Source organism: Acidovorax sp. A1169, assembly GCF_030704685.1.
Classification (GTDB): domain Bacteria; phylum Pseudomonadota; class Gammaproteobacteria; order Burkholderiales; family Burkholderiaceae_C; genus Acidovorax.
Genome location: NZ_JAUZDX010000004.1, coordinates 74,450 through 96,462, shown reverse-complemented (window position 1 = coordinate 96,462; position 22,013 = coordinate 74,450). Strand labels below are relative to the sequence as shown.

The 22,013-nt window shown below is 67.3% G+C and carries 21 protein-coding genes; 12 read left to right on the top strand and 9 right to left on the bottom strand.

What is annotated here, in order from left to right:
• Positions 1-3 precede the first annotated feature (3 nt).
• The 7 genes from QYL93_RS08825 to QYL93_RS08795 all read left to right on the top strand — a co-directional run bounded on the left by QYL93_RS08825 (position 4) and on the right by QYL93_RS08795 (position 9,267).
• A complete protein-coding gene (locus QYL93_RS08825) occupies positions 4-1,548 on the top strand; it encodes an NAD(P)/FAD-dependent oxidoreductase (RefSeq protein ID WP_305743319.1) in 1,545 nt (514 codons plus the stop codon).
• 40 nt (positions 1,549-1,588) lie between these two features.
• The gene (locus QYL93_RS08820) at positions 1,589-2,809 is read left to right on the top strand and encodes a dienelactone hydrolase family protein (RefSeq protein WP_305743318.1); all 1,221 of its coding nucleotides are present in this window, start codon (positions 1,589-1,591) and stop codon (positions 2,807-2,809) included.
• A gap of 131 nt (positions 2,810-2,940) precedes the next feature.
• Positions 2,941-4,260, top strand: coding sequence for an ABC transporter substrate-binding protein (locus tag QYL93_RS08815; protein WP_305743317.1), 1,320 nt, complete (start codon positions 2,941-2,943; stop codon positions 4,258-4,260).
• 60 nt (positions 4,261-4,320) lie between these two features.
• Positions 4,321-6,069, top strand: a complete 1,749-nt coding sequence (locus QYL93_RS08810) for an iron ABC transporter permease (protein ID WP_305743316.1) — start codon at positions 4,321-4,323, stop codon at positions 6,067-6,069.
• Positions 6,070-6,082: 13 nt separating this feature from the next.
• A complete protein-coding gene (locus QYL93_RS08805; protein ID WP_305743524.1) occupies positions 6,083-7,168 on the top strand; it encodes an ABC transporter ATP-binding protein in 1,086 nt (361 codons plus the stop codon).
• 74 nt (positions 7,169-7,242) lie between these two features.
• Positions 7,243-8,127: a LysR family transcriptional regulator gene (locus QYL93_RS08800; protein WP_057203613.1), complete on the top strand. Its 885-nt coding sequence runs from the start codon at positions 7,243-7,245 to the stop codon at positions 8,125-8,127.
• A 78-nt stretch (positions 8,128-8,205) separates the two neighbouring features.
• Entirely contained in the window at positions 8,206-9,267 is a 1,062-nt protein-coding gene (locus tag QYL93_RS08795) for an aldo/keto reductase (RefSeq protein ID WP_057265807.1), read from the top strand.
• A gap of 34 nt (positions 9,268-9,301) precedes the next feature.
• On the opposite strand, the gene QYL93_RS08790 is transcribed toward QYL93_RS08795, so the two are convergent.
• Together QYL93_RS08790 and QYL93_RS08785 are read right to left on the bottom strand one after the other, a co-directional pair.
• Positions 9,302-10,741, bottom strand: coding sequence for a M20 family metallopeptidase (locus tag QYL93_RS08790; RefSeq protein WP_305743315.1), 1,440 nt, complete (start codon positions 10,739-10,741; stop codon positions 9,302-9,304).
• Positions 10,742-10,748: 7 nt separating this feature from the next.
• Positions 10,749-11,741: a tripartite tricarboxylate transporter substrate binding protein gene (locus tag QYL93_RS08785; protein WP_305743314.1), complete on the bottom strand. Its 993-nt coding sequence runs from the start codon at positions 11,739-11,741 to the stop codon at positions 10,749-10,751.
• Between the two features lie 167 nt (positions 11,742-11,908).
• Between QYL93_RS08785 and QYL93_RS08780 the strand changes: the two genes are divergently transcribed.
• Genes QYL93_RS08780 through plsY form a run of 3 tightly spaced genes read left to right on the top strand, consistent with a single transcriptional unit; the run spans position 11,909 to position 14,063 of the window.
• Complete coding sequence (locus QYL93_RS08780) at positions 11,909-12,850, top strand: LysR family transcriptional regulator (RefSeq protein ID WP_305743313.1); 942 nt, start codon at positions 11,909-11,911, stop codon at positions 12,848-12,850.
• Positions 12,851-12,870: 20 nt separating this feature from the next.
• Positions 12,871-13,362, top strand: a complete 492-nt coding sequence (ybaK, locus tag QYL93_RS08775) for a Cys-tRNA(Pro) deacylase (protein ID WP_305743312.1) — start codon at positions 12,871-12,873, stop codon at positions 13,360-13,362.
• Between the two features lie 47 nt (positions 13,363-13,409).
• The gene (gene plsY / locus QYL93_RS08770) at positions 13,410-14,063 is read left to right on the top strand and encodes a glycerol-3-phosphate 1-O-acyltransferase PlsY (RefSeq protein WP_305743311.1); all 654 of its coding nucleotides are present in this window, start codon (positions 13,410-13,412) and stop codon (positions 14,061-14,063) included.
• 51 nt (positions 14,064-14,114) lie between these two features.
• Here the strand turns inward: plsY and QYL93_RS08765 are convergent, their stop codons facing one another.
• The 3 genes from QYL93_RS08765 to QYL93_RS08755 are packed head-to-tail and all read right to left on the bottom strand — an operon-like array spanning position 14,115 to position 16,338.
• Positions 14,115-15,149, bottom strand: coding sequence for an HD-GYP domain-containing protein (locus QYL93_RS08765; protein WP_305743310.1), 1,035 nt, complete (start codon positions 15,147-15,149; stop codon positions 14,115-14,117).
• Between the two features lie 26 nt (positions 15,150-15,175).
• Positions 15,176-15,829 (bottom strand): TIGR02281 family clan AA aspartic protease, encoded by a 654-nt coding sequence (locus QYL93_RS08760; protein WP_305743309.1) that lies wholly within the window; start codon positions 15,827-15,829, stop codon positions 15,176-15,178.
• 23 nt (positions 15,830-15,852) lie between these two features.
• The gene (locus tag QYL93_RS08755; RefSeq protein WP_008906652.1) at positions 15,853-16,338 is read right to left on the bottom strand and encodes a YajQ family cyclic di-GMP-binding protein; all 486 of its coding nucleotides are present in this window, start codon (positions 16,336-16,338) and stop codon (positions 15,853-15,855) included.
• A 73-nt stretch (positions 16,339-16,411) separates the two neighbouring features.
• Here QYL93_RS08755 and murB point away from each other — a divergent pair, with 73 nt between their 5' ends.
• Complete coding sequence (gene murB / locus QYL93_RS08750) at positions 16,412-17,485, top strand: UDP-N-acetylmuramate dehydrogenase (protein WP_305743308.1); 1,074 nt, start codon at positions 16,412-16,414, stop codon at positions 17,483-17,485.
• A gap of 68 nt (positions 17,486-17,553) precedes the next feature.
• Here the strand turns inward: murB and argG are convergent, their stop codons facing one another.
• From argG to QYL93_RS08730, 4 genes are all read right to left on the bottom strand, one after another.
• Complete coding sequence (argG, locus tag QYL93_RS08745; protein ID WP_305743307.1) at positions 17,554-18,894, bottom strand: argininosuccinate synthase; 1,341 nt, start codon at positions 18,892-18,894, stop codon at positions 17,554-17,556.
• A 23-nt stretch (positions 18,895-18,917) separates the two neighbouring features.
• The gene (locus tag QYL93_RS08740) at positions 18,918-19,235 is read right to left on the bottom strand and encodes a pyrimidine/purine nucleoside phosphorylase (RefSeq protein ID WP_057203602.1); all 318 of its coding nucleotides are present in this window, start codon (positions 19,233-19,235) and stop codon (positions 18,918-18,920) included.
• Between the two features lie 211 nt (positions 19,236-19,446).
• Positions 19,447-20,070: a glycine zipper 2TM domain-containing protein gene (locus QYL93_RS08735; RefSeq protein WP_305743306.1), complete on the bottom strand. Its 624-nt coding sequence runs from the start codon at positions 20,068-20,070 to the stop codon at positions 19,447-19,449.
• Between the two features lie 146 nt (positions 20,071-20,216).
• Positions 20,217-20,606 carry an arsenate reductase gene (locus QYL93_RS08730; RefSeq protein WP_305743305.1) on the bottom strand — a complete coding sequence of 130 codons (390 nt, stop codon included), beginning with the start codon at positions 20,604-20,606 and terminating at the stop codon, positions 20,217-20,219.
• A gap of 57 nt (positions 20,607-20,663) precedes the next feature.
• On the opposite strand from QYL93_RS08730, the gene folC reads away from it, so the two are divergent.
• The gene (gene folC / locus QYL93_RS08725; RefSeq protein ID WP_305743304.1) at positions 20,664-21,992 is read left to right on the top strand and encodes a bifunctional tetrahydrofolate synthase/dihydrofolate synthase; all 1,329 of its coding nucleotides are present in this window, start codon (positions 20,664-20,666) and stop codon (positions 21,990-21,992) included.
• Positions 21,993-22,013 lie beyond the last annotated feature (21 nt).

The window sequence follows — 22,013 nt, the reverse complement described above, 5'->3', positions numbered from 1 at the left end:
ACCATGACCAGAACCGTAGGCATCATCGGTGCCGGCTTTGCCGGCCTTTCCACAGCCAAGGTGCTGCGCGCCTTCGGCTTCGAGGTGACGGTGTTCGAGAAGGAGCCCGACGTGGGCGGCGTCTGGGCTGCCTCGCGCCGTTACCCGGGCTTGACCACGCAGAACCCGCGCACCACCTATGCGCTGTCGGATTTTCCGATGCCGGCCAGCTACCCCGAGTGGCCTTCGGGCCAGCAGGTGCAGGCCTACCTGCAGTCGTATGCCGAGCACTTTGGCCTGGTGCCGCACCTGCGCATGTCCACCACGGTGGAGAGCGCGGTGCTCGATGAAGAGGCCGGTGTGTGGACCGTGAAGGCGCGCCGTGCAGCGACCGCCCAGGGCGGCGCCTTGCCGGCCGAGGTGCACCGCTTCGACTACCTGGTGGTGTGCAACGGCATCTTCAGCGAACCGGCCGTGCCGCTGTACCCGGGCGCGGATGCCTTCGTGGCTGCGGGCGGGCGCGTGTGCCATACCAGCCAGTTCAACGACGCGAACGAGGCGCGCGGCAAGCATGTGCTGGTGGTGGGCTACGGCAAATCGTCGTGCGACGTGGCCAATGCCATCGCGGCCGACAGCGCCAGCACCACGGTGCTCGCGCGCCAGCTGATCTGGAAGATCCCCAAGAAGTTCATGAATGTGCTGAACTTCAAGTTCCTGCTGCTCACGCGCATGGGCGAGGCGCTGTTCAAGTACATCGAGCCCAAGGGCTTCGAGAAATTCCTGCACGGCCCGGGCTTGCCGGTGCGCAACTCCATGCTGGGCAGCGTGGAGTCGGTGGTCACGCGCCAGCTCAAATTGCGCGAGATCGGTCTGCACCCGGGCACCCCGTTGGAGACCATTGCCCGCAGCACCGTGAGCCTGGTGACCGACGGCTTCTACGAGAAGGTGGCTGCCGGCGAATTGGGCGTGCGCAAGGGCGTGAGCATCCGCACGCTGCAGCCCGGCCAGGCCGTGCTGAGCACCGGCGAGACGGTGCCTGCCGACATCGTGGTCTGCGGCACGGGCTGGCACCAGCAGGTGCCTTTCTTCGACAGCAGCGTGCTGCAGCGCGTGACCGATGCGCGCGGCAATTTCCGCCTGTACCGCTCGATCCTGCCGGTGGCCATGCCGCGCCTGGCGTTCAACGGCTACAACTCATCCTTCTTCAGCCAACTCAACTGCGAGATCGGGGCGCTGTGGCTGGCCAACCACCTGCGCGGCGGGCTGCAGCTGCCACCGCCGGACCAGATGAACGCGCAGATCGACCGGCGCCTGGCCTGGATGGAGGAGCGCACCGACGGCAAGCATTCCAAGGGCACCAACATCATCCCGTTCTCGGTGCACAACATCGACGAGCTGCTGCAGGACATGGAGCTGCCCCTGGGCGTGTTCACCCGCTTCAAGCAGTGGCTGGGGCCGGTGGACCCGTCGGACTATGCTGTGGTCACCCGCCATTTGCTGGCGCGGCATGCGGGCGCACCCTCCACGGCAGGCGCCCCCCAGGCAGCCCCCGGCGCTGCTGCCTCCTGAACCCTTCACCAAATTCCACTACACATAAAGGATCCCCACCATGCCAGGACAATGGACCACGCTGGACGCCGCAGACGGCAGCGGCAGCTTTCGCGCCTACCTTGCCACCCCCGCCAGCGGCAGCGGCCCAGGGCTGGTGCTGGCGCAGGAGATCTTCGGCGTGAACGCGACCATGCGCGACGTGGCCGACTACTACGCCGAGGAAGGCTACGTGGTGCTGGTGCCCGACCTGTTCTGGCGCCAGGAGCCGGCCGTGGAGCTCGATGCCGCCAGCGACATGCCGCGTGCCTTCGGGCTCTACCAGGGCTTTGACGAGGCCAAGGGCGTGCAGGACCTGCAGGCGGCCATCTCGGCGCTGCGTGCGCGCCCCGAGGTCCGCACGCAGGGCGGCAAGGTGGGCGTGCTGGGCTTCTGCCTGGGCGGCAAGCTGGCCTACCTGGCGGCCTGCCGCACCGATGCCGACGTGGCCGTGGGCTACTACGGCGTGGGCATCGAGGCCGCGCTGGCCGAGGCCACGGACATCCGGTGCCGCCTGGTGCTGCACATCGCCGAGCTCGACGGCTTTTGCCCACCGCCCGCGCGCGAGGCCATCGTGCAGGCCCTGTCGGGCCGCGAGAACGTGGAGCTGTACGTCTACCCCGGCACCGACCATGCGTTTGCACGAGTGGGCGGCGACCATTTCCACAAGCCCTCGGCCCTCATGGCGCACCAGCGCAGCGTGGCCGCGTTCCGGCGCGCAATGGGCCCGCACTACGACCTGTCGGCGCTGTGGGACAAGCACTGCGAATACGAGTTCGCCACGCGCGACGTGGACGCCACCATGTCCACCATGGTGGCCGAGCCCTATGTGAACCACATCCCCACCATGACGGGCGGCGTGGGCCATCGCCACCTGCACGACTTCTACACGCGCCACTTCGTCAACAGCAACCCGCCCGATACCCGCCTCACGCCGATCTCGCGCACTGTTGGGGCTACGCAGGTGGTCGACGAGATGTTGTTTTGCTTCACCCACACCACCGAGATCCCCTGGATGCTGCCCGGCGTGGCGCCCACCGGCCGGCGCGTGGAGATACCGCTCTTGGCGGTGGTGAAGTTCCGCGGCGACAAGCTCTACCACGAGCACATCTACTGGGACCAGGCCAGCGTGCTGGTGCAGGTGGGGCTGCTCGATCCCAAGGGCCTGCCCGTGGCGGGGGTGGAGACGGCGCGCAAGCTGCTCGATGAAACGTTGCCGTCAAATGAGCTGATGGAGCGCTGACCCCGCGGTCTCTGTGTTCTAGGTGATAACCCGACAGGCCGTGTGACTGATGTGCCGCATCAGAAACAATGATTGGCCGCCGCTGCTGCGCGCGCCTACATTGGGGCCACTAGAACATCAAGGAGACATCCATGCAGCGCATTCTTTGTGCCGGGGCCCTGGCCGTCGGTCTGTTCGTGCAGGGCGCCCAGGCGGGCACAGTGACGGTGCTCACCTCGTTCCCCAAGGAGCTGACCACGGCCTACCAGAAGGCGTTCGAGGCGAAGAACCCCGGGATCAAGGTCGAGATCCTGAACAAGAACACCACGGCGGCGATCGCCTACGTGCGTGAGCTGCCCGAGGGCCAGCGGCCCGACATCATGTGGGCATCGGCCCCCGATGCCTTCGAGGTGCTGGCGCGCAACAAGCTGCTGCAGGCCGCCCCGGACACGAAGAACCCTGCAGCGCCGGCCAAGATCGGCAACTACCCGCTCAACGACCCGCAGGGCCTGTACTACGGCCAGGCGCTGGCGGGCTACGGCATCATGTGGAACACGCGCTACCTGCAGGCCAACAAGCTGGCAGCGCCCAAGGAGTGGGCTGACCTCACGCGCCCTGAATACTTCGGCCATGTGGCGATCTCCTCGCCATCGCGTTCGGGCACCACCCAGCTCACGGTGGAGACAATCTTGCAGGGCGAGGGCTGGGACAAGGGCTGGTCGCAGCTGCTGGCCATGATGGGCAATGCCGCCGCCGTCACCGACCGCAGCTTTGCCGTGCCCGATGGCGTGAACAACGGCCAGTACGGCATCGGCATCGTGATCGACTTCTTCGGCCTGGCAGGCAAGTACTCGGGCTTTCCGGTGGACTTCGTCTACCCGGCCATGACCGCCGTGGTGCCGGCCAACATCGCGCTGATCGCGGGCGGCAAGAACACCGATGAGGCCAAAAAATTCATGGCCTTCAGCATGTCCACCGAGGGCCAGCAACTGCTGTTCGATCCCAAGATCAGCCGCCTGCCCATCCTGCCCTACAGCAGTCTCAAGGCGCCCGCGGGTTACCCGGTGCCGCAGGACGTGGCACAGCGCGCCAAGGTGCAGTTCGATGCGGACCTGTCGGAGAACCGCTACCAGGTGGTGACCAGCCTGTTCGACCAGATGGTGACCTTTCGCCTGAAGGAGTTGCAGGCCGCCACGCGCGCCATCCACGACGCGGACAAGGCCTTGAAGGCCAAGCCCAACGCCAAGGGCACCGAGCTGCTGGCGCAGGCGCGCAGCCTTGCCTACACCGCACTGGTGGGCGAGAGCAACGTGAAGAACGAGGAGTTCCTGGCGCTGTTCCGCAAGAACCGGCGCGACGTTGAGGTCTCCAAGCAGCTCACGGGCCTGGAGCAGCTGTGGGCCACCAAGGCGCGCGAAAACTACGAGCGCGCGCGGGGTTTGGCGCAGCAAGCGCAAGGCATGGCCAAGTAGGGGCCTCCACCCTCTCTCCTTCAACTGGGCGCCCTGCAGGTGCGCCGGGAAGCCACCACCATGTCTGCTGTCTATTCCGAACCCGGCGCCGCCGGGCCCGGTGCGGCCCGCCCGCGCCGTCTGCTGCACGCCCTCACGGGTGTGGGGCCCTGGGTCGCCTTCGGGCTGATCCTGGCCTTTCTACTGCTGTTCCTGCTGATCCCGGTGGGGCTGGTGGTCTACACCGCCTTCATCAACGAGACGGGGGCGCTCACCATCGGGCACTTCGCCAATTTCTTCGAGCAGTCGGTGTTCCGCGAGTCGTTCTTCAACAGCCTCGTGGTGTCGATGGCGAGCGTGTTCTTTGCGAGCCTGATTGCGGTGCCGCTGGCCTACCTCACGGTGCGCTTCGAGTTCCGCGGGGCGCTGCTGATCCAGACGCTGGGCGTGCTGCCGCTGATCATGCCGCCCTTCGTCGGGGCGGTGGCGCTGCAGCTGATCTTCGGGCGTAATGGTTCCCTCAACCTGCTGCTCAATGAGTATTTGGGCTTCACCATTCCCATCATGGATGGCCTGGTGGGCGTGACCTTCGTCGAGAGCATCCACTACTTTCCGTTCATCCTGCTGAACCTGGTGGCGTCCATGCGCAACATCGACGGGGCCATGGAAGAGTCGGCCTTGAACCTGGGCGCGCGCGGCTGGCGGCTGTTCCGCCGGGTGATCTTTCCGCTGGCCATGCCGGGCTACCTGGCCGGTGCGGCCCTGGTCTTCGTGAAGGTGTTCGACGACCTGGGCACGCCGCTGGTGATGGGCGTGACCAACATGCTCGCGCCCCAGGCCTACCTGCGCATCACCTCGGTGGGCATCGACGACCCGCTGGGCTATGTGATCAGCGTGATCATGATCGCCTTCTCGATCCTCGCGCTGTGGATGGCGGCGCACGTGATGAAGGGCAAGGATTACGCCACCTTGCAAAAGGGCGGCAGCTCGCTGCAGCGCAGGCGGCTGTCGGCCTGGGAGTCGGTGCTGGCCTATGGCTGGATAGGGCTCATCCTGCTGGTCACACTGGCGCCGCACATCGGCATTTTGCTGATGTCGTTCTCCAAGGTGTGGAGCTTCTCGGTGCTGCCCGATTCCTACACGCTGGAGCACTACGCCACGGTGTTCACCGACTCCAAGCAGATGATTGGCAACACGCTGCTGTACTGCTTCATCGCGGCGGGGCTGGACGTGGTGATCGGCACCTCGATCGCCTACCTGATCCTGCGCACGCAGCTGCCGGCGCGCCGCTGGCTCGACTACCTGGCCTCGGCCGCTCTGGCCATTCCGGGGCTGGTGCTGGCCATTGGCTACCTGCGCATGTTCAAGGGCGTGAACCTGCCGTTCACCGACACGCCGGTGGTCACCACCTGGGTGCTGATCATGCTGGCCTATGCGGTGCGGCGCCTGCCGTATGCGCTGCGCTCGTGCATGGCGGCGCTGCAGCAGGTGCATGTGTCGCTGGAAGAAGCGGCGCAGAGCCTGGGGGCGTCGCGCCTGTCCACCATCCGCCGCATCATGGTGCCGCTGATGATGGGCGGCATTCTCGCGGGTTTCGTCACCAGCTTCATCACAGCGGCGGTGGAGCTGTCGGCCACCATTTTGCTCTCGTCGGCGCAAAGCCAGGCACCCATGAGCTACGGCATCTACCTGTACATGCAGAGCATCTCGGGCCGCGGCCCGGGCGCGGCCCTGGGCGTGCTGGCCGTTGTGGTGGTGGGGCTGGGCACATATTTCTCGCACCGCTTCGTGGAGCGCTCGCGCACCACGGTGCAGGCCAAACAGGGGTGAACATTCCATGCATCTGAACAAAGTCTCTCTCGAAGCCCGGCACATCAGCCTGAGCTATGGCAGCACCGAGGTGCTGCGCGACGTCAACCTGCGCATCGAACCTGGTGAGTTCTTCGCGCTGCTCGGCCCCTCGGGCTCGGGCAAGTCGACCCTGCTGCGCCTGATCGCAGGCTTCAACCAGCACCAGCGCGGCGAGCTGCTGGTGGATGGGCAGGACATCACCGGCACGCCACCGCATGCGCGCAACGTGGGCATGGTGTTCCAGAACTACGCGCTGTGGCCGCACATGACGGTGTGGGACAACGTGGCCTTTGGCCTGGTGGAGCGGCGCGAGACCAAGGATGCCATCCGCCGCAAGGTGGGTGCGGTGCTGGAGCTGGTGGGCCTTTCCGACTACGGGCAGCGCCGGCCCGGGCAGCTCTCGGGCGGGCAGCAGCAGCGCGTGGCGCTGGCGCGCACCGTGGTGATCGAGCCCAAGCTGCTGCTGCTCGACGAACCCCTGTCCAACCTGGACAAGCAGCTGCGCGTGCAGATGCGCGAGGAACTCAAGAACCTGCAGCGCAAGCTCGGGCTGACCACCATCTTCGTGACGCACGACCAGGAGGAGGCCATGACCACCGCCGACCGCATGGCCGTGCTGGACAAGGGCATCCTGCAGCAGGTGGGGGCCGCCACGGGGCTGTACGACTTTCCCATCAACCGCTTCGTGGCGGGCTTCGTGGGCACGGCCAATCTGCTGGAGGGGCAGGTTGTGTCGGTGGGCGGCGAGACGCTGGTGTTCCGCGTGGAGGGCCTGGGCAACCTCACGCTGCCCCGGCCGGCCGACCCGCCGGCCGTGGGCGCGGCGGCCCTGGCCTTCCGCCCGCACCAGGTGAGCATTCGCGTGCGCGACGAGCAGGTCGATGCCTCGCGCCTGTGGCTCAACGGGCTGGTGGAGAGTGCCGAGTTCCTGGGCGAGTTCTCGCGCTACCGGGTGCGCGTGGGCGAGGTGGCCATGGTCACCGACCAGCCGCACTATGCCGGGCTGGCCATGTTCGCGCCCGGCTCGGAGGTACGCCTGGGCATCGAGCCCACGCAGGTGCGTTTTCTGGACCAGTAAGAAGGTGTGAGCACGCCACAATCCAGCCCAATGCCTGAACCGTTCTTCTTCTGCTTCTCCGTGGCCTGACCGGCATGGAGATCTACCAACTGCGTGCCTTCGTCACGGCGGCCAAGCTCGGCCACGTGACGCGCACCGCCGAGGCGCTGCACCTGACACAGCCGGCCATCACCGCCCAGATCAAGGCGCTGGAGGAGGAGCTGGGCGTGGCCTTGTTCGACCGGCGCCCCGGCCGCATCAGCCTCACGCGGGCCGGCGAGGCCTTGCTGTCCGATGCCGAGAACGTGCTCACGGCCGCCGGGCACCTGCTGGGCAAGGCGCGTGACCTGCAGGGCGAGGTCACCGGCTCGCTGACCCTGGGCACCGTGGCCGACCCCGACACCCTGCGCCTGGGCTCGCTGCTCGGCGCGCTGGTGCGCACCTTGCCGTTGCTGGAAATACGCACGCGCAATGGCCCGGCCGAAGAACTGCGCGAGCAGGTCGCGGCGGGGCTGCTGCAGGGTGCCTTCTACATCGGCCCCAACATCCCGCGCGAGGTGATGGGGCTGGCGCTGCAGACCATCCACTACCGCATCGCCGGGCCGGCCAGCCAGGCGCCGCAGGTGCTGCATGCGGGCTGGCGCGACATCGCGGCCATGCCCTGGATCGGTGCGCCGCCGCTGCACCATGTGCAGACGCTGATGCGCGACATGTTCGCGCGCCAGGGGCTCACGCCGCACCAGGTGATCGAGTCCGACGAGGTCTCTTTGCCGCAAAGCCTGGTGCGCGCGGGCGTGGGCCTGTCGCTGCTGCGCGAGGACGTGGCGCTGCCCGCCAGCGAGCGCGGCGAGGTGGTGATCTGGCCGCATGCCCGGGTGGGGGCGCTCTTGAGCTTCATCTACCCGCGCGCAGCCGAGCACGACCCGGCCATCGTGGCCACGCTGCAGCTGCTGCGCAGCGTCTGGGGTCTGTCGGGGTAAGGGCTGGGGGTGGTCCGGCCCTGGCCTGCAGACTTTTCCGGCAACCCGTAAACTGCGCGGCTTGCCAACGGAGTCCGCATGAAAACCATCCAGCTCGGTCAGAGCGATCTGCACGTCACCCCCATTTGCCTGGGCACCATGACCTTTGGTGAACAGGTCAACGAATCCGATTCCCACGACATCCTCGCCCGTTCGCTGGCCCGGGGCGTGAACTTCATCGACACCGCCGAGATGTACGCGGTGCCCGCCAAGGCCGAGACCTTTGGCGCCACCGAGACCATCATCGGCAACTGGTTCGCGAAGAACCCAGGTGCGCGCGAGAAGCTGGTGGTGGCCACCAAGGTGGCCGGCCCCTCGCGCGGCATGCCCTGGGTGCGTGAAGGCAAGGGCCTGACGCCTCAAGACATCGTCGCATCCTGCGAAGGCAGCCTGCGCCGCCTGCAGACCGACGTGATCGACCTCTACCAGATCCACTGGCCCGAGCGCCATGTGCCGGCTTTCGGCACCATGTACTACGACCCGGCCAAGGAAACCTCGGAGACGCCCATCCACGCCCAGCTGGAAGCCCTGGCGGGCCTGGTCAAGGCGGGCAAGGTGCGCTATGTCGGCCTCTCCAACGAGACCGCCTATGGTGTGCACGAGTTCGTGCGCCTGGCCGAGCAGCATGGCCTGCCGCGCGTGGCCACCGTGCAGAACCCCTACTGCCTGGTCAACCGCACCTGGGAAAACGCGCTGGACGAGACCTGCCACCGCCTGAATGTGTCGCTGCTGGCGTACTCGCCCCTGGCCTTCGGCCTGCTGACCGGCAAGTACGACGACAGCGGCACCACCGGCCCGGATGCCCCCAAGGGTGCGCGCATCTCGTCCTACGAGTCGGTGCGCAAGCAGCGCTGGGGCCGACCCGAGTCGCTGGTGGCCGCGCGCCGCTACAACGCGCTGGCGCGCGACAACGGCCTCACGCCCACGCAGCTGGCGCTGGCGTTCTGCTACACCAAGTGGCAGGTGGCCAGCACCATCATCGGCGTGACCTCGGTGGCGCAACTCGAAGAAGACCTGAACGCCTGGGGCACGGAACTCTCGCCCGAGCTGCTCAAGGCCATCGACGCCATTCGCCTGGAGCTACGCGACCCGGCGCTGTGACGGCCGGGTGACGGCCCTGGCCGTCACCGTGCTGTCAAGCCTCGGTGGCCAGCGCGCCTTCCTTCCAGGGCACGCCACCGGGCTCGCCCAGGTCCCAGAACAGGCCCGCCATCACGGCCAGGCCTTCGCGGGCCACGCTGGCCAGCAGGTGTTCGTTGGGCGCATGCTGGGCACAGGCCGGGTACGAGTGGGGCACCCACAGCGTGGGCAATCCCAGGTCGTCCGCGAAGATGTCGTTGGGCAAAGAGCCCGCCAGGTTGGGCAACAGCGTGGCCGGGCTGCCTGCGCTGGTCTGCATGGACGCCAACGCCCAGTCCACCCAGGGGTTGTGCAGGTCCAGGCGCGTGGCGCCGCACTGCATCCCGAGCTCGATCTCCACGTCGGCAAAGCCGTGTGCGTCGAGGTGGGCGCGCACGATGTCCTTGAGGTTTCTCCAGTCCGTGCCGACCACGAAGCGCAGCTGGCAGTGCGCCACGGCGCTGGAGGGAATCGCATTGACGGGGCGCGCGGGCAAGCCTGCGCCCAGGGCCAGCACCTCCAGCGTGTTCCAGCCCACGAGCTGCTCGGCCGGGGTCAGGCCCGGCTCGCCCCAGCCCGGCGTCAGGGCTGGGTCGTCGGCGCCGCCGCCGATCACCACGTCTTTCAGGGCGGTGCGCAGCTTCTCGGGCAGGGGTGGGGGCAGCAGGCCGGGCACGAGCATGCGGCCACGGGCGTCCACCATGCTGGCCACTGCATGGGCCAGCACCGTGGCGGGGTTGGACAGCACGCCGCCCCAGTTGCCCGAGTGGTAGGCCTTGGGCCGGCTGTTCATCTTGAGCGAGAAATTGATGGCGCCGCGCGAGCCCAGGAACAGCGTGGGCCGCGCTGCGTTCACGCGCGGGCCGTCGCTGGCGATGAAGAGATCGGCCCTGAGGGCCTCGCGCTGCTGCTGGCAGAAGGCCGCCAGGCCCGGTGAGCCGGCCTCCTCGCCCATCTCCATGAGCAGGGTCACGTTGTAGCCCAGGCGCCCCTGGCGGGCGTCGATGGTCTGCGCCAGGGCCGCCAGTACCACCGTGTGCTGGCCTTTGTTGTCGGCCGTGCCGCGGCCGTACCAGCGGTCCCCTTCGATCTTCAACTCCCAGGGTGAGAGGCCTTCGCGCCAGTTGGCGTCCTGCCCGTTGACCACGTCGCCATGGCCGTAGGTGAGCACCGTGGGCAGATCGGGCGACTCCACGCGCCTTGCCAGCAGCACCGGGCCGCCGCGTGCATCGGGGTTGTCCAGCACCTCGCAGGCAAAGCCCAGCGGGATGAGGCCGGGCACGATCTCGTCGGTCAGGTACTGGCGCAGGGCGGGGGCACCGGGCTGGCCGGTATCGCTCTCGGTGCGCCAGCCCACGCGGCGGCGCAGGTCGGCCTCGAAGCTGCCGCCATCGAAGTGGTGCTGGACGTTGGCCAGCAGTTGTTCGCGGGATGGGTTCATCGTCGTTGTCGTCATGCTGTCATCACTCCACAATGATTTTGGCGCGGTGGGCCAGGGCGCGGTAGCGTCCGATCTCGTCGTCGATCACGGCCCGCGTGGCCACGGGCCCCAGGTGCACGGGCTCCATGCCCTGGGCGCGCATCTGCTCCTGTATGGCGGGGTCGCGCGTGATGGCCTCGACCTCGGTCACCAGCCGGCGGATGATGGGCAGTGGCGTGCGTGCCGGCGCGGCGATGGCGTACCAGGCGTCGAAGGCGGCATCGGGCAACTGGAGTTCGGCCACCGTGGGCACGCCGGGCAGCATGCTGGAGCGGCTCTTGCCCGCAATCGCCAGGGCGCGCAGCTTGCCCGCACGGATCTGCGGCGCGGCAGCCGCCACGGTGTCGATGCCCAGCTGGATCTCGCCGCCGATCAGCGCCATCAGCGACTGGCTGCTGCCGCGGTAGGGCACGTCCTGCAGCTGGATGCCGGCGGCCTGCCCCAGCAGTGCGCCCGCCAGGTGCGGGCCTGAGCCGGAGCCGAAGGTGGCGTAGTGGATGGTCTTGGGCGCGGCCTTGGCGGCTGCGATCAGGGCATTGAGGTCCTTGTAGGGCGCGCTGGCGCTGACCACCATCACCAGTGGCGCGCGGGCCACGGTGGCCACCGGGATCAGGTCGGTCGCGGGGTCGTAGGGCAGCTTGCTGCGCAGCGCGGGGTTGACCGAGTAGCTGGTGGAGCCCGAGACCAGCAGGGTGTAGCCGTCGGGCTTGGCACGCACCACGGCCTCGGTGCCGATGATGGTCGAGGCGCCGGGCTTGTTGTCCACCACCACGGGCGTACCCAGCCGGATGCCGAGCTTCTGGCCCAGGGCGCGGGCCACCGCGTCGGTGCCGCCGCCAGGCGGAAAGGGCACGACCAGGCGCACGCTTTGCTCTGGCCAGGGGTCTTTGGCGGCAGGGGCGGTCTGGGCATTGGCCGCGGCAAATACGCTGGCAAGGGCTGCCAGAAGCAGGGAGGCGCGAAGGCGTTGTGTCATGGGGGCTCCAGGGTAGGGCGCCGGGCCTTGCACCACAAGGGGTGGGCCCAGCGTGGCTATCGGTTGATTGGAGCCTCTATGCACGCAAGATCGATGCTGGTTTACCATTGCTATTCATAGAGAATAAGCAACTAACCATTGCCTTGAAGGCAATACAAGAGCACCCCATGTCCCTGTCCCTGCTGAGCCTGCCCCTGCGCTACTTCCTCGAAGTGGCCCGCATCGGCTCGGTCAACCAGGCCGCGCAGCGCCTGCATGTGGCCGCTTCAGCCGTGAGCCGCCAACTGGGCAAGCTGGAGGATTCGCTGGGTGTGGCCCTGTTCGAGCGGCAGTCGCGCGGCATGCGCCTGACAGCCGCAGGCGAGCGCCTGCTGGCCCATGCGGGCGCGCATGCGCAGGAGTCGGCCCAGCTCGTCGAGCAGTTGCAGGGCCTGGCGGCGCAGGAGGCGCGGCGCGTACGGCTGGCCTGCACCGAAGGTTTCGCCGCGGGCTTCATGCCGCTGGTGATGGCGCAGTTCCGAGATGCCCACCCCGAGGTCGAACTGCAGTTGCATGTGGGCGTGCCCGAGGAGGTCTCGGCGCAGGTGGCGCGCGGCGATGCGGACCTGGCCCTCAAATACAGCGTGGCGCCCGAGAAGGGCCTTGCGGTGCTGCACTCGGCCATTGCCCCGGTGTTCGCCATCACGGTGGCAGCCCATCCGCTGGCGCAGCAGCGCATGGTGAGCGTGGCCGACGTGGTGCGTTACCCGCTGCTGCTGGGCACGGCCGGCATCACCGGGCGCCAGTTGTTCGACCTCTCGTGCACGCTGCAGGGCCTGCGCTACACGCCGGCGGTGGTGAGCAACTTCTCGTCAGCGCTGCTGCCGCTGCTGGGCCCGCGCGACGTGGCGCTGGCCAGCTACCTCACGGCAGCGCGCTGGGTGGAGGAGGGCGTGCTCGCCGCCCGCCCGTTCGAGGACGTGCAGCTGCAGCAGCGCCGCCTGCAGGTGCTGGCGCTCGACGGCCGCGTGCAGCCTCCGCTGGTGCAGGAGTTCACCGGCGTGCTGGTGGCCGCCATAGAGCAGTACGGCAAGCGCAAGGTGGGGCGGCGCAAGCGTGTGCCCGTGTGAATGGGTACCATCGCTGCGCCATGGCCAAGAAAGAACACGTCTCCGAAACCCCTGCCACCCAGCTCCTCAAGGCGCGCAAGGTGGCCTTCACCGAGCACCCCTACGAGTACCTGGAACACGGCGGCGCCCTGCACAGCGCCGAGGTGCTGGGGCTCGATCCGTTCACCGTGGTCAAGACCCTGGTGATGCAGGACCAGAACGCCAAGCCCCTGATCGTGCTGATGCACGGCAACCGCAAGGTCTCCACGAAGAACCTGGCGCGCCAGATCGGCGCCAAGTCGGTCGAGCCCTGCGCCCCCGAGGTCGCCAACCGCCACAGCGGCTACCTGGTGGGCGGCACCTCGCCCTTTGGCACGCGGCGCGAGATGCCGGTGTACATCGAAAGCAGCATCCTCGACTTGCCGCGCATCGCCATCAATGGCGGGCGGCGCGGCTTTCTGGTGCAGATCGACCCGCAGGTCTGCGTGCAACTGCTCGGTGCGCAGACCGTGCACTGCGCGCTGGCAGAATAGCGGGCCTGCGCACGCCCGCCGTGCGCACCCCATTCCAAGGAGCTGATTTGACCGCCGTGTACCCCCTTCTGGCCACCATAGCCGCCTACCTGCTCGGCTCGCTGTCGTTTGCCGTGATCGTGACGCGCGCCATGGGCATGCGCGACCCGCGCACCTATGGCAGCAAGAACCCCGGCGCCACCAACGTGCTGCGCTCGGGCAGCAAGGTGGCGGCCGTCGTCACCCTGGTGCTCGATGCCGTGAAGGGCTGGCTGCCCGTGGCCCTGGTGGCCTGGTTCGGCAAGCCCTACGGGATGCAGGAGGGCACCATGGCCCTGGTCGGCCTGGCGGCCTTTCTGGGCCACCTGTGGCCGGTATTCTTTCGTTTCGAAGGCGGCAAGGGCGTTGCCACGGCGCTGGGCGTGCTGCTGGGCGTGAGCGGCTGGCTGGGCCTGGCCACGGCGGTCACCTGGGTGATCATCGCCTTCTTCTTTCGCTATTCGTCGTTGGCTTCGCTGGTGGCGGCGGTGTTCGCGCCGGTGTACTACCTGCTGGCCGATGGCGTGGTCTGGAATGCCGATGGGCGCATTGCGGCAGCCATGGCCGTGATGGCCCTGCTGCTGGCCTGGCGCCACAAGGAGAACATCAAGCGCCTGCTGGAGGGCAAGGAGTCGCGCCTGGGCAGCAGCAAGGTGGTCAAGGCCAAGGGCGCCAAGGGCTGAGTTCTTCCATGATCGCGAAGGCTGCAGCCCGGTGGGCTGCTCTGCAATAGATCAGCGCGTTCCGAGCGATGCGGGTGCCGTGATGAGCGAGCGCATGCTCGAGATGCGCTGCGCCGCATACAGGCCCAGGCGCACCATGGTGCGGTGGTTGAGCTCCACCTTCACCGCCGAGCGGGCCACGGCTGACTGGATGCGCGGCTTGCCGCTGGCCGTCTGGTACAGGTTGGGCAGGTTCTGCTGCTGGCCCACGGGGTCGAGCAGGCTGGCCACCAGCGGGTAGTTGGCCTTTTCGCTGCGGCGCAGCACGATGGCCACCTCGCCGTTGTCCAGCCGCACAAAGGTGCCGGGCGGGCACAGGCCGATGGAGCGCACGAGCGTATAGCTCACCTCGTCGCGCTGGTCCACTTCCTGGCCCACGATGGCGCGCACCGAATCGGTGGCGCTGCGCCCCGCGCGCGACTTGCGCGGGCTGATCATGGCCGCGTAGCGGTCGATGGTGCCCAGGATGCGCGTGAGGCGGTCCTCGGGGTTCTGCTGGGCCAGGGGAACCTGATCGGCCATGTTGGTGTGGTGCTGGCCCACGACCTCGAGCCACAGCGGGTCGTTCACGAACAAACGCTCCAGCAGGGCCTGGCTCTCCTCGGGGTGGCTGCGGATGGCTTCCTGCTGCACGTTGCTGGGGCGCTCGCGCTGTTCGGCCAGTTCGTCCTGCAGCGCGGTCATGCCGATGTTCATGGTGAGTGCGGCACGCACGAGGCTGTCGCGTTCGCTCTGCACCAGGCGCAGGTCCTGCGCCATGATGTGGCACAAGGTGCCGCAGACCAGCGCGTGCGCTGCGCTGTAGCCCACCGACGAGGTGGAGGCCAACTGAAACATGAGGTACAGCGCCGCGTCGATGTCGTGCGCCACCAGGTCCTGCAGCCACAGGTCGAAACTGCGCACCTTGCCCGGAAAATCCTGCACCTGCAGCGGCTTCGACAGCAGCACCGACAGGGCCGACTCCAGGTCCGACCACAGGCCGAGCAAGTCCTCGTACTCGCCCTCATGGGGGCTGCTGTTACTGGGCAGGTGGGTGGTGGCGTTCATGGCGGGGTTGGTGGGGCCACGTCTGCTCAGTGGCGCTTTTCCAGCACCATCTGGTCGTTGGTGCGGGTCATCTGGAACTGCGTCAGAAAGCTGTTGCCCAGCAGCACGAAGGGCATGCCCTCGGGCATGATGACCGCCGTCACACCGAGCACTTCCACGTCGCCCAGGCGCACGGAATTGAGGCGCACACGCCAACCGGTCGCGGAGCCGTTGGCCGTGCTCATGATCACTTTCTGGCTGTCGTCGACCTTGATGCCCATGCGCTCCGCGTCGGGCCTGCCGATGGCGACCACGGACGCGCCGGTGTCCACCATGTACTTCATCTGCTTGCCGTTGATGGTGCCGGTGTTGATGAAGTGGCCCTGGTTGTCTGCCATCAGCACGATGCGCTTGCCGCTGCCGCTGGAGCCCAGCGCCACGGGGGACTCACCCAGCCTGAGCAGCCGGCGGGTGCCCTGGACTTCCACCGTGGCCTCATCGCGTGTCACGGACAGCACCTTCACGCCCTGGTGCGTCTCGCCCGGACCGACGGCGCGTGGCGCGCTGCCATCGACCACCAGCAGGGCCTTGCTGCCGAGCACGCCGGCCAGGGCGATGGACTGGTCGGCGGCCACCGCAGGCAGCGCAAGGGCCAGGCCGGCCGCCAGGGCCAGGGAGATCGCAGTGCGAAGGGCTTGCATGGAGATGGTGGCCGCGCTGTTCTTCAGTCGCGGAAGTTGTCGAACGACAGCGGGACGTCGGTCACGTCCTTGCGGATCAGCGCCATGGCCGCCTGCAGGTCGTCGCGCTTGGCGCCGGTGATGCGCACCTTGTCCTCCTGGATGGCGGCCTGCACCTTGAGCTTGCTTTCCTTCATGAGCTTCTGGATCTTCTTGGCCAGCTCGCTCTCGATGCCGTTGCGTACCTTGATGACCTGCTTGACCTTGTCACCGCCCATTTTCTGCACGTCGCCCATGTCCAGGAAGCGCACGTCCACATTGCGCTTGGTGAGCTTGTTGCGCAGCACGTCTTCGATCTGGGTGAGCTGGAAGTCCGCGTCGCCGATCAGGGTGATGTCCTTGTCCTTGATCTCGATGCTGGCCGAGGTGCCTTTGAAGTCGAAACGGGTGCCGATTTCCTTGGCGGTGTTTTCGACCGCGTTCTTCACTTCGACCAGGTTGGCTTCGCAGACGGTGTCAAAAGATGGCATGGTGGTGGTTCTCTCTCTCGGGAATACGGTTTTCGCCGCAGCGCCAGGATGCGCGGGTGCGACAATCGGGCCAATGGTAGTCGAGAAAAACGCCCCTTTGCAGCCCTGCAACACCTTCGGCATTGCGGCACGCGCCCAAACCCTGGTGCGCGTGCGCTCGGCCGATGATATTTCGGCCTTCCTGGCCGATAAAGAACTGTCTGGCAGCCCGGTCTTCGTGCTGGGCGGTGGCAGCAACATCATTCTGACCGGTGACGTGCGCCCCGTGGTGCTGAAGATGGAGATCAAGGGCCTGCGCCTGGTCGATGAAACCCCCAAGGCCTTCATCGTCGAGGCGGGCGCCGGCGAGGTCTGGCACGACTGCGTGGCCTGGACCCTCGCGCAGGGCTATCCGGGCCTGGAAAACCTGGCGCTGATCCCCGGCACCGTGGGGGCATCGCCGGTGCAGAACATCGGCGCCTATGGCGTGGAATTGCAGGACCGCTTCGAGTCGCTGGACGCGATGGACCTGGCCACGGGTGAGCGCTTTACGCTCAACGCCGCGCAGTGCGCCTTCGGTTACCGCGACTCGGTGTTCAAGCACGCCCCCTCACAACCCGAGGTGGCCGGCGGGCTGCCGCGCGGCATGGGCCTGGCCGGGCGCGCGGTGATCACGCACGTGCGCTTTCGGCTGCCGCGCCCCTGGAAGCCGGTGCTGGGCTACGTGGAGCTGGAGCGCCGCAGGGCCGAGGCCGGTATCGAACAGCCCACGGCGCAGCAGATGTTCGACTGGGTGTGCGACATCCGCCGCGCCAAGCTGCCCGACCCCGCCGTGGTGGGCAATGCCGGCAGTTTCTTCAAAAACCCCACGGTATCGCCCGAGCAGTGCGCCGACATCATTGCGCGCGAGCCCAAGATCGTGCACTACCCCATGCCCGACGGCAGCATCAAGCTGGCAGCGGGCTGGCTCATCGACGCCTGCGGCTGGAAGGGCAAGTCCATCGGCAAGGCCGGCGTGTACGAAAAGCAGGCCCTGGTGCTGGTCAACCGCGGGCGCGGTGCCCACAGCGTGACCGGCGGCGAGGTGATGACCCTGGCCAAGGCGATTCAGACCAGTGTGTACGAGCGCTTCGGCATCCGGCTGGAGCCGGAGCCGGTGGTGGTGTAGTCCTTTCGGACTGTCGAACAAATAAAAAAGCCACCCGAGGGTGGCTTTCCATATGCTGCAGGGCGTTGTTATTCGCTGCGTTCGTCGTTCAGTTGCGCCAGGGCGGCATTGCCACCCAGCGACAGCAGGCCGCTGCGTGCGTACACGCCCAGCTTGGCGCGCGTGTCGATGATGTCCAGGTTGCGCATGGTCAGCTGGCCGATGCGGTCGGCGGGCGAGAACGGCGCGTCTTCGACCTTTTCCATGCTCAGGCGCTCGGGCGCGTAAGTCAGGTTGGGCGATTCGGTGTTCAGCAGCGAATAGTCGTTGCCGCGGCGCAGCTCCAGCGTCACGGTGCCGGTGATGGCGCGCGCCACCCAGCGCTGGGCGGTGTCGCGCAGCATGATGGCCTGGGGGTCGAACCAGCGGCCCTGGTAGAGCAGGCGGCCGAGCCTGAGGCCGTTCAGGCGGTACTGCTCAATCGTGTCCTCGTTGTGGATGCCCGTCACCAGGCGCTCGTAGGCGATGTGCAGCAGCGCCAGGCCCGGGGCCTCGTAGATGCCGCGGCTCTTGGCCTCGATGATGCGGTTCTCGATCTGGTCGCTCATGCCCAGGCCATGCCGGCCGCCGATGCGGTTGGCTTCAAGGATCAGGGCCACGGGGTCGCTGAACTCCACGCCGTTCAAGGCCACGGGCTGGCCTTCCTCGAAGCGCACCGAGACTTCTTCGGACTTGACCTGCACGTCGTCCTTCCAGAACGCGACGCCCATGATGGGGTTCACGATGCGGATGCCGCTGTTCAGGAACTCCAGGTCCTTGGCCTCGTGCGTGGCACCCAGCATGTTGCTGTCGGTGCTGTAGGCCTTCTCGGCGCTCATCTTGTAGCCGAAACCTTCCTTGGTCATGAAGGCCGACATCTCGGCGCGGCCACCGAGCTCGTCGATGAACAGCTGGTCCAGCCAGGGCTTGTAGATCTTGAGCGAGGGGTTGGTCAGCAGGCCGTAGCGGTAAAAGCGCTCGATGTCATTGCCCTTGAAGGTCGAGCCGTCGCCCCAGATGTGGACGTCGTCTTCCTTCATGGCGGCCACCAGCATGGTGCCGGTGACGGCACGGCCCAGCGGCGTGGTGTTGAAGTAGGTGACGCCGGCGGTGCTGATGTGGAAGGCGCCGGCCTGCAGGGCGGCAATGCCTTCGTGCGCCAGTTGCGTGCGGCAGTCCACCAAGCGGGCCTTTTCGGCGCCATATTCCATGGCCTTGGCGGGGATGGCGTCGTAGTCGGGCTCGTCGGGCTGGCCAAGGTTGGCCGTGTAGGCGTAGGGCACGGCGCCCTTGTTCTTCATCCAGCGCAACGCGGCGCTGGTGTCGAGGCCGCCGGAGAAGGCGATGCCGACCTTTTCGTTGAGGGGCAGGTTCTGGAGGATGGTGGCCATGTCGTTCAGGGCTTTCTGGCGGCTCAGCCGAAGTGGCAGATGTAGTGGTAGGCGCTGGCGACGCGGATCTCGAACTTGGAGTTGCCGGGCACGCTGAACTTCTCGCCTGCGGCGGACTTGACCCAGGCATCGGTGCCGTCGAGCTTGTACTCGCACTCGCCGCCCACGCATTCCATGATCTCGGGCGCGCCGGTGTTGAAGGTCAGCGAGGCGGGCAGGACCACGCCCACCGACTTCTTCGTGCCATCGGGGAAGGTGATGTTGTGGCTCACGCACTTGCCGTCGAAGTACACATTGGCCTGGGTGGTGACGGACACGCCGTCGATTTTTTCGGTGGTCATGGATGCGCGTTGGTTAGAGGGAAACCCCTGATTTTAGGCCACCGTGCCGCATTGAAGCTTTCGATGCGGCGCAGGGCAAAAAAAAGAGCCCCGAAGGGCTCTTGGAGGGCTGGACGCCAGGGGAGGGCAGCCGTCAACGGCAATGGTCACTGGGCCGGCAGCGTGCGCATGCCGCCGGCTGCCTGGGCTGCCCACCCGAACTCAGCGGTTTTTAGCGCCAGTAGGGATTGCGCGGGTGGTGGTACGAGCGGTCGTAGCCGTACTCGATCACCGTGACCGGGGGCGTCACGTAAGTGGGGGGCGGTGCCGGGTAGGTCGAGGTGACCACGCCGGGCTGGGCGTAGCCTTGCTGGTACGAGGGCTCCGTGGAGTAGGTCTGGCCCGGCTGCACGCTCACGGGGATCCAGCGGCCCGGGTCGTACTGGGTGCGGGTGGTGTACTGGCGGCCTGCGTATTCGTAGGTCACGTTGTAGCCCACGGTGCGGTTCTCGTAGTAGGTCTGGTTCTGGCAGCGCTGCACGTTTTCGTACTGCGGCTGGCCGCCCTCGATGTTGTTGCCCAGCACGGCACCACCGATCAGGCCCAGTGCAGTGGCCGCCGCGCGGCCACTGCCCTTGCCGATCTGGTTGCCGACGGCACCGCCGGCAATCGCACCGATCACTGCGCCACCACCCGTGGTGCGGTTGCCGCTGTACACGGTCTCGTTGTTGCATACCTGCTGGGGCACGGCCACCTGCTGGACGATGGGGGTGGTCGAGAGCACGCGGCCCTGTTCCTGGGCTGCGGCCATGGAGGCAATGGCTGCCATGGCGGAAAAAACGACGATCTTTTTCATGGAGAAACTCCTTTCAGGTCGGTACATAACGCACCAGACTGTTGAAAAGTTTAGGCGCTACCCGTCAATACCGGGTGGGCAGGCCGTAAAACTGCGTAAAGATTTGTGCAATATCTCCGGTTTCAGTGCACGCAATCCCTGCGATGTCAGCTGTTGGAGCCCGCTGAACCCCATTCGTTCCAGGTCTCGGGCACAAAACCGACCGAAATACGGGTCGTGCCGCCCTGCACCCACTCCACCACAGGGCGTTTGACCACGCTGGGCTGGGCCTGCAGCAGGGCGCTGGCGCTGGCGTCGTCGGTCACGGCGGCCTGGGTGTCCGCGTCGAGCTTGCGCCAGGTGGTGCCTTGGCGGTTCACGAGCTTGTCGCGCCCCACGGCGGCCAGCCAGGCGGGCAAGCGGTCGGCGGGGACGCCTTGCTTCTTGAAATCGTGGAACACGTAGGCCAGCCCCTGGTCGGTGAACCAGGTGCGGGCCTTCTTCACGGTATCGCAGTTGGGAATGCCGTAGAGGGTGATGGTGCGGGGGCTTGTCATGGGTAATAGGGATTGAAGGTGTGCACGACCGTGGGCTCGGCGACAATCGCAGGCTGTATGCACACCAATAATATCGACACCCTGGAAGGCTGGCTGCAGCACTGCGAGCAGCTGCACCCGCACAACATCGACATGGGCCTGGACCGGGTCAGCGAAGTGGCCCGCCGCATGGCGCTGCGCTTCGACTGCCCGGTGATCACCGTGGCGGGCACCAATGGCAAGGGATCCACCTGCGCCATGCTGGAGGCCGTGGGCCTGCAGTCGGGCTACCGCACGGGGGTGTACACCTCGCCCCACCTGGTGCACTTCGAGGAGCGCTGCCGCGTGCATGGCGAGATCGTGGCCGCCGCCGACCTGGTGCCGCACTTCGCGGCGGTGGAGGCCGCCCGGGTGCAGGGCGGCGCGGCCATCTCGCTGACCTACTTCGAGTTCAGCACCCTGGCCATCCTGCGGCTCATGAGCCAGGCGCGCCTGGATCTGGCGATCCTGGAGGTGGGCCTGGGCGGGCGGCTCGACGCCACCAACATCATCGATGCCGACTGCGCCATCATCACCAGCATCGACATCGACCACACAGAGTTCCTGGGCAAGGACCGCGAAAGCATCGGCCGCGAGAAGGCCGGCATCATGCGCACCGGCCGCCCGGTGATCGTGAGCGACCCCATGGCCCCGCAGAGCGTGGTGGACCATGCCACGGAGATCGGCGCCGACCTGTGGCGCTCGGGCCGCGACTTCAATGTCTCGGGCGACAAGCAGCAGTGGAGCTGGGCCGGGCGCGGCCGCCGCTATGCGGGCCTGGCCTACCCCTCGTTGCGCGGCGCCAACCAGTTGGTGAACGCTGCGGGCGTGCTGGCCGCCTTCGAGGCGCTGCGCGAGCGCATCCCCGTGACGGCCCAGGCCGTGCGCACGGGCATGGCCATGGTGGAGCTGCCCGGTCGCTTTCAGATCGTGCCGGGCGAGCCCACGCTGGTGCTGGATGTGGCGCACAACCCGCATTCGGTGGCGGCCCTCACGGCCAACCTGGATGCAATGGGCTTCTTCCCCACGACGCACGCCGTGTTCGGCGCCATGGCGGACAAGGATCTGGCCACCATGCTGGCCAAGGTGGGCCCGCTGGTGGACCGCTGGTACTTCACCAGCCTGCCCACGCCGCGGGCCGAGACGGGGGCGGCGCTGCAGCAGAAGTGGAACGCCCTGCAGATGGTGGCTGGCGGGCGCCGCGAGGTGGCCACCAGCGTGCACCAAGACCCCATGCAGGCACTGCAGGCTGCCGTGGCGGCGGCAGGGCCCGCTGATAGAATCGTGGTCTTTGGCTCGTTCTACACGGTGGGCGGGGTATTGATCAACGGCACCCCTCGCCTGCACGCCAAACATCTGGGCGCGTAAGCACCCCGCACGAGTCGCAAC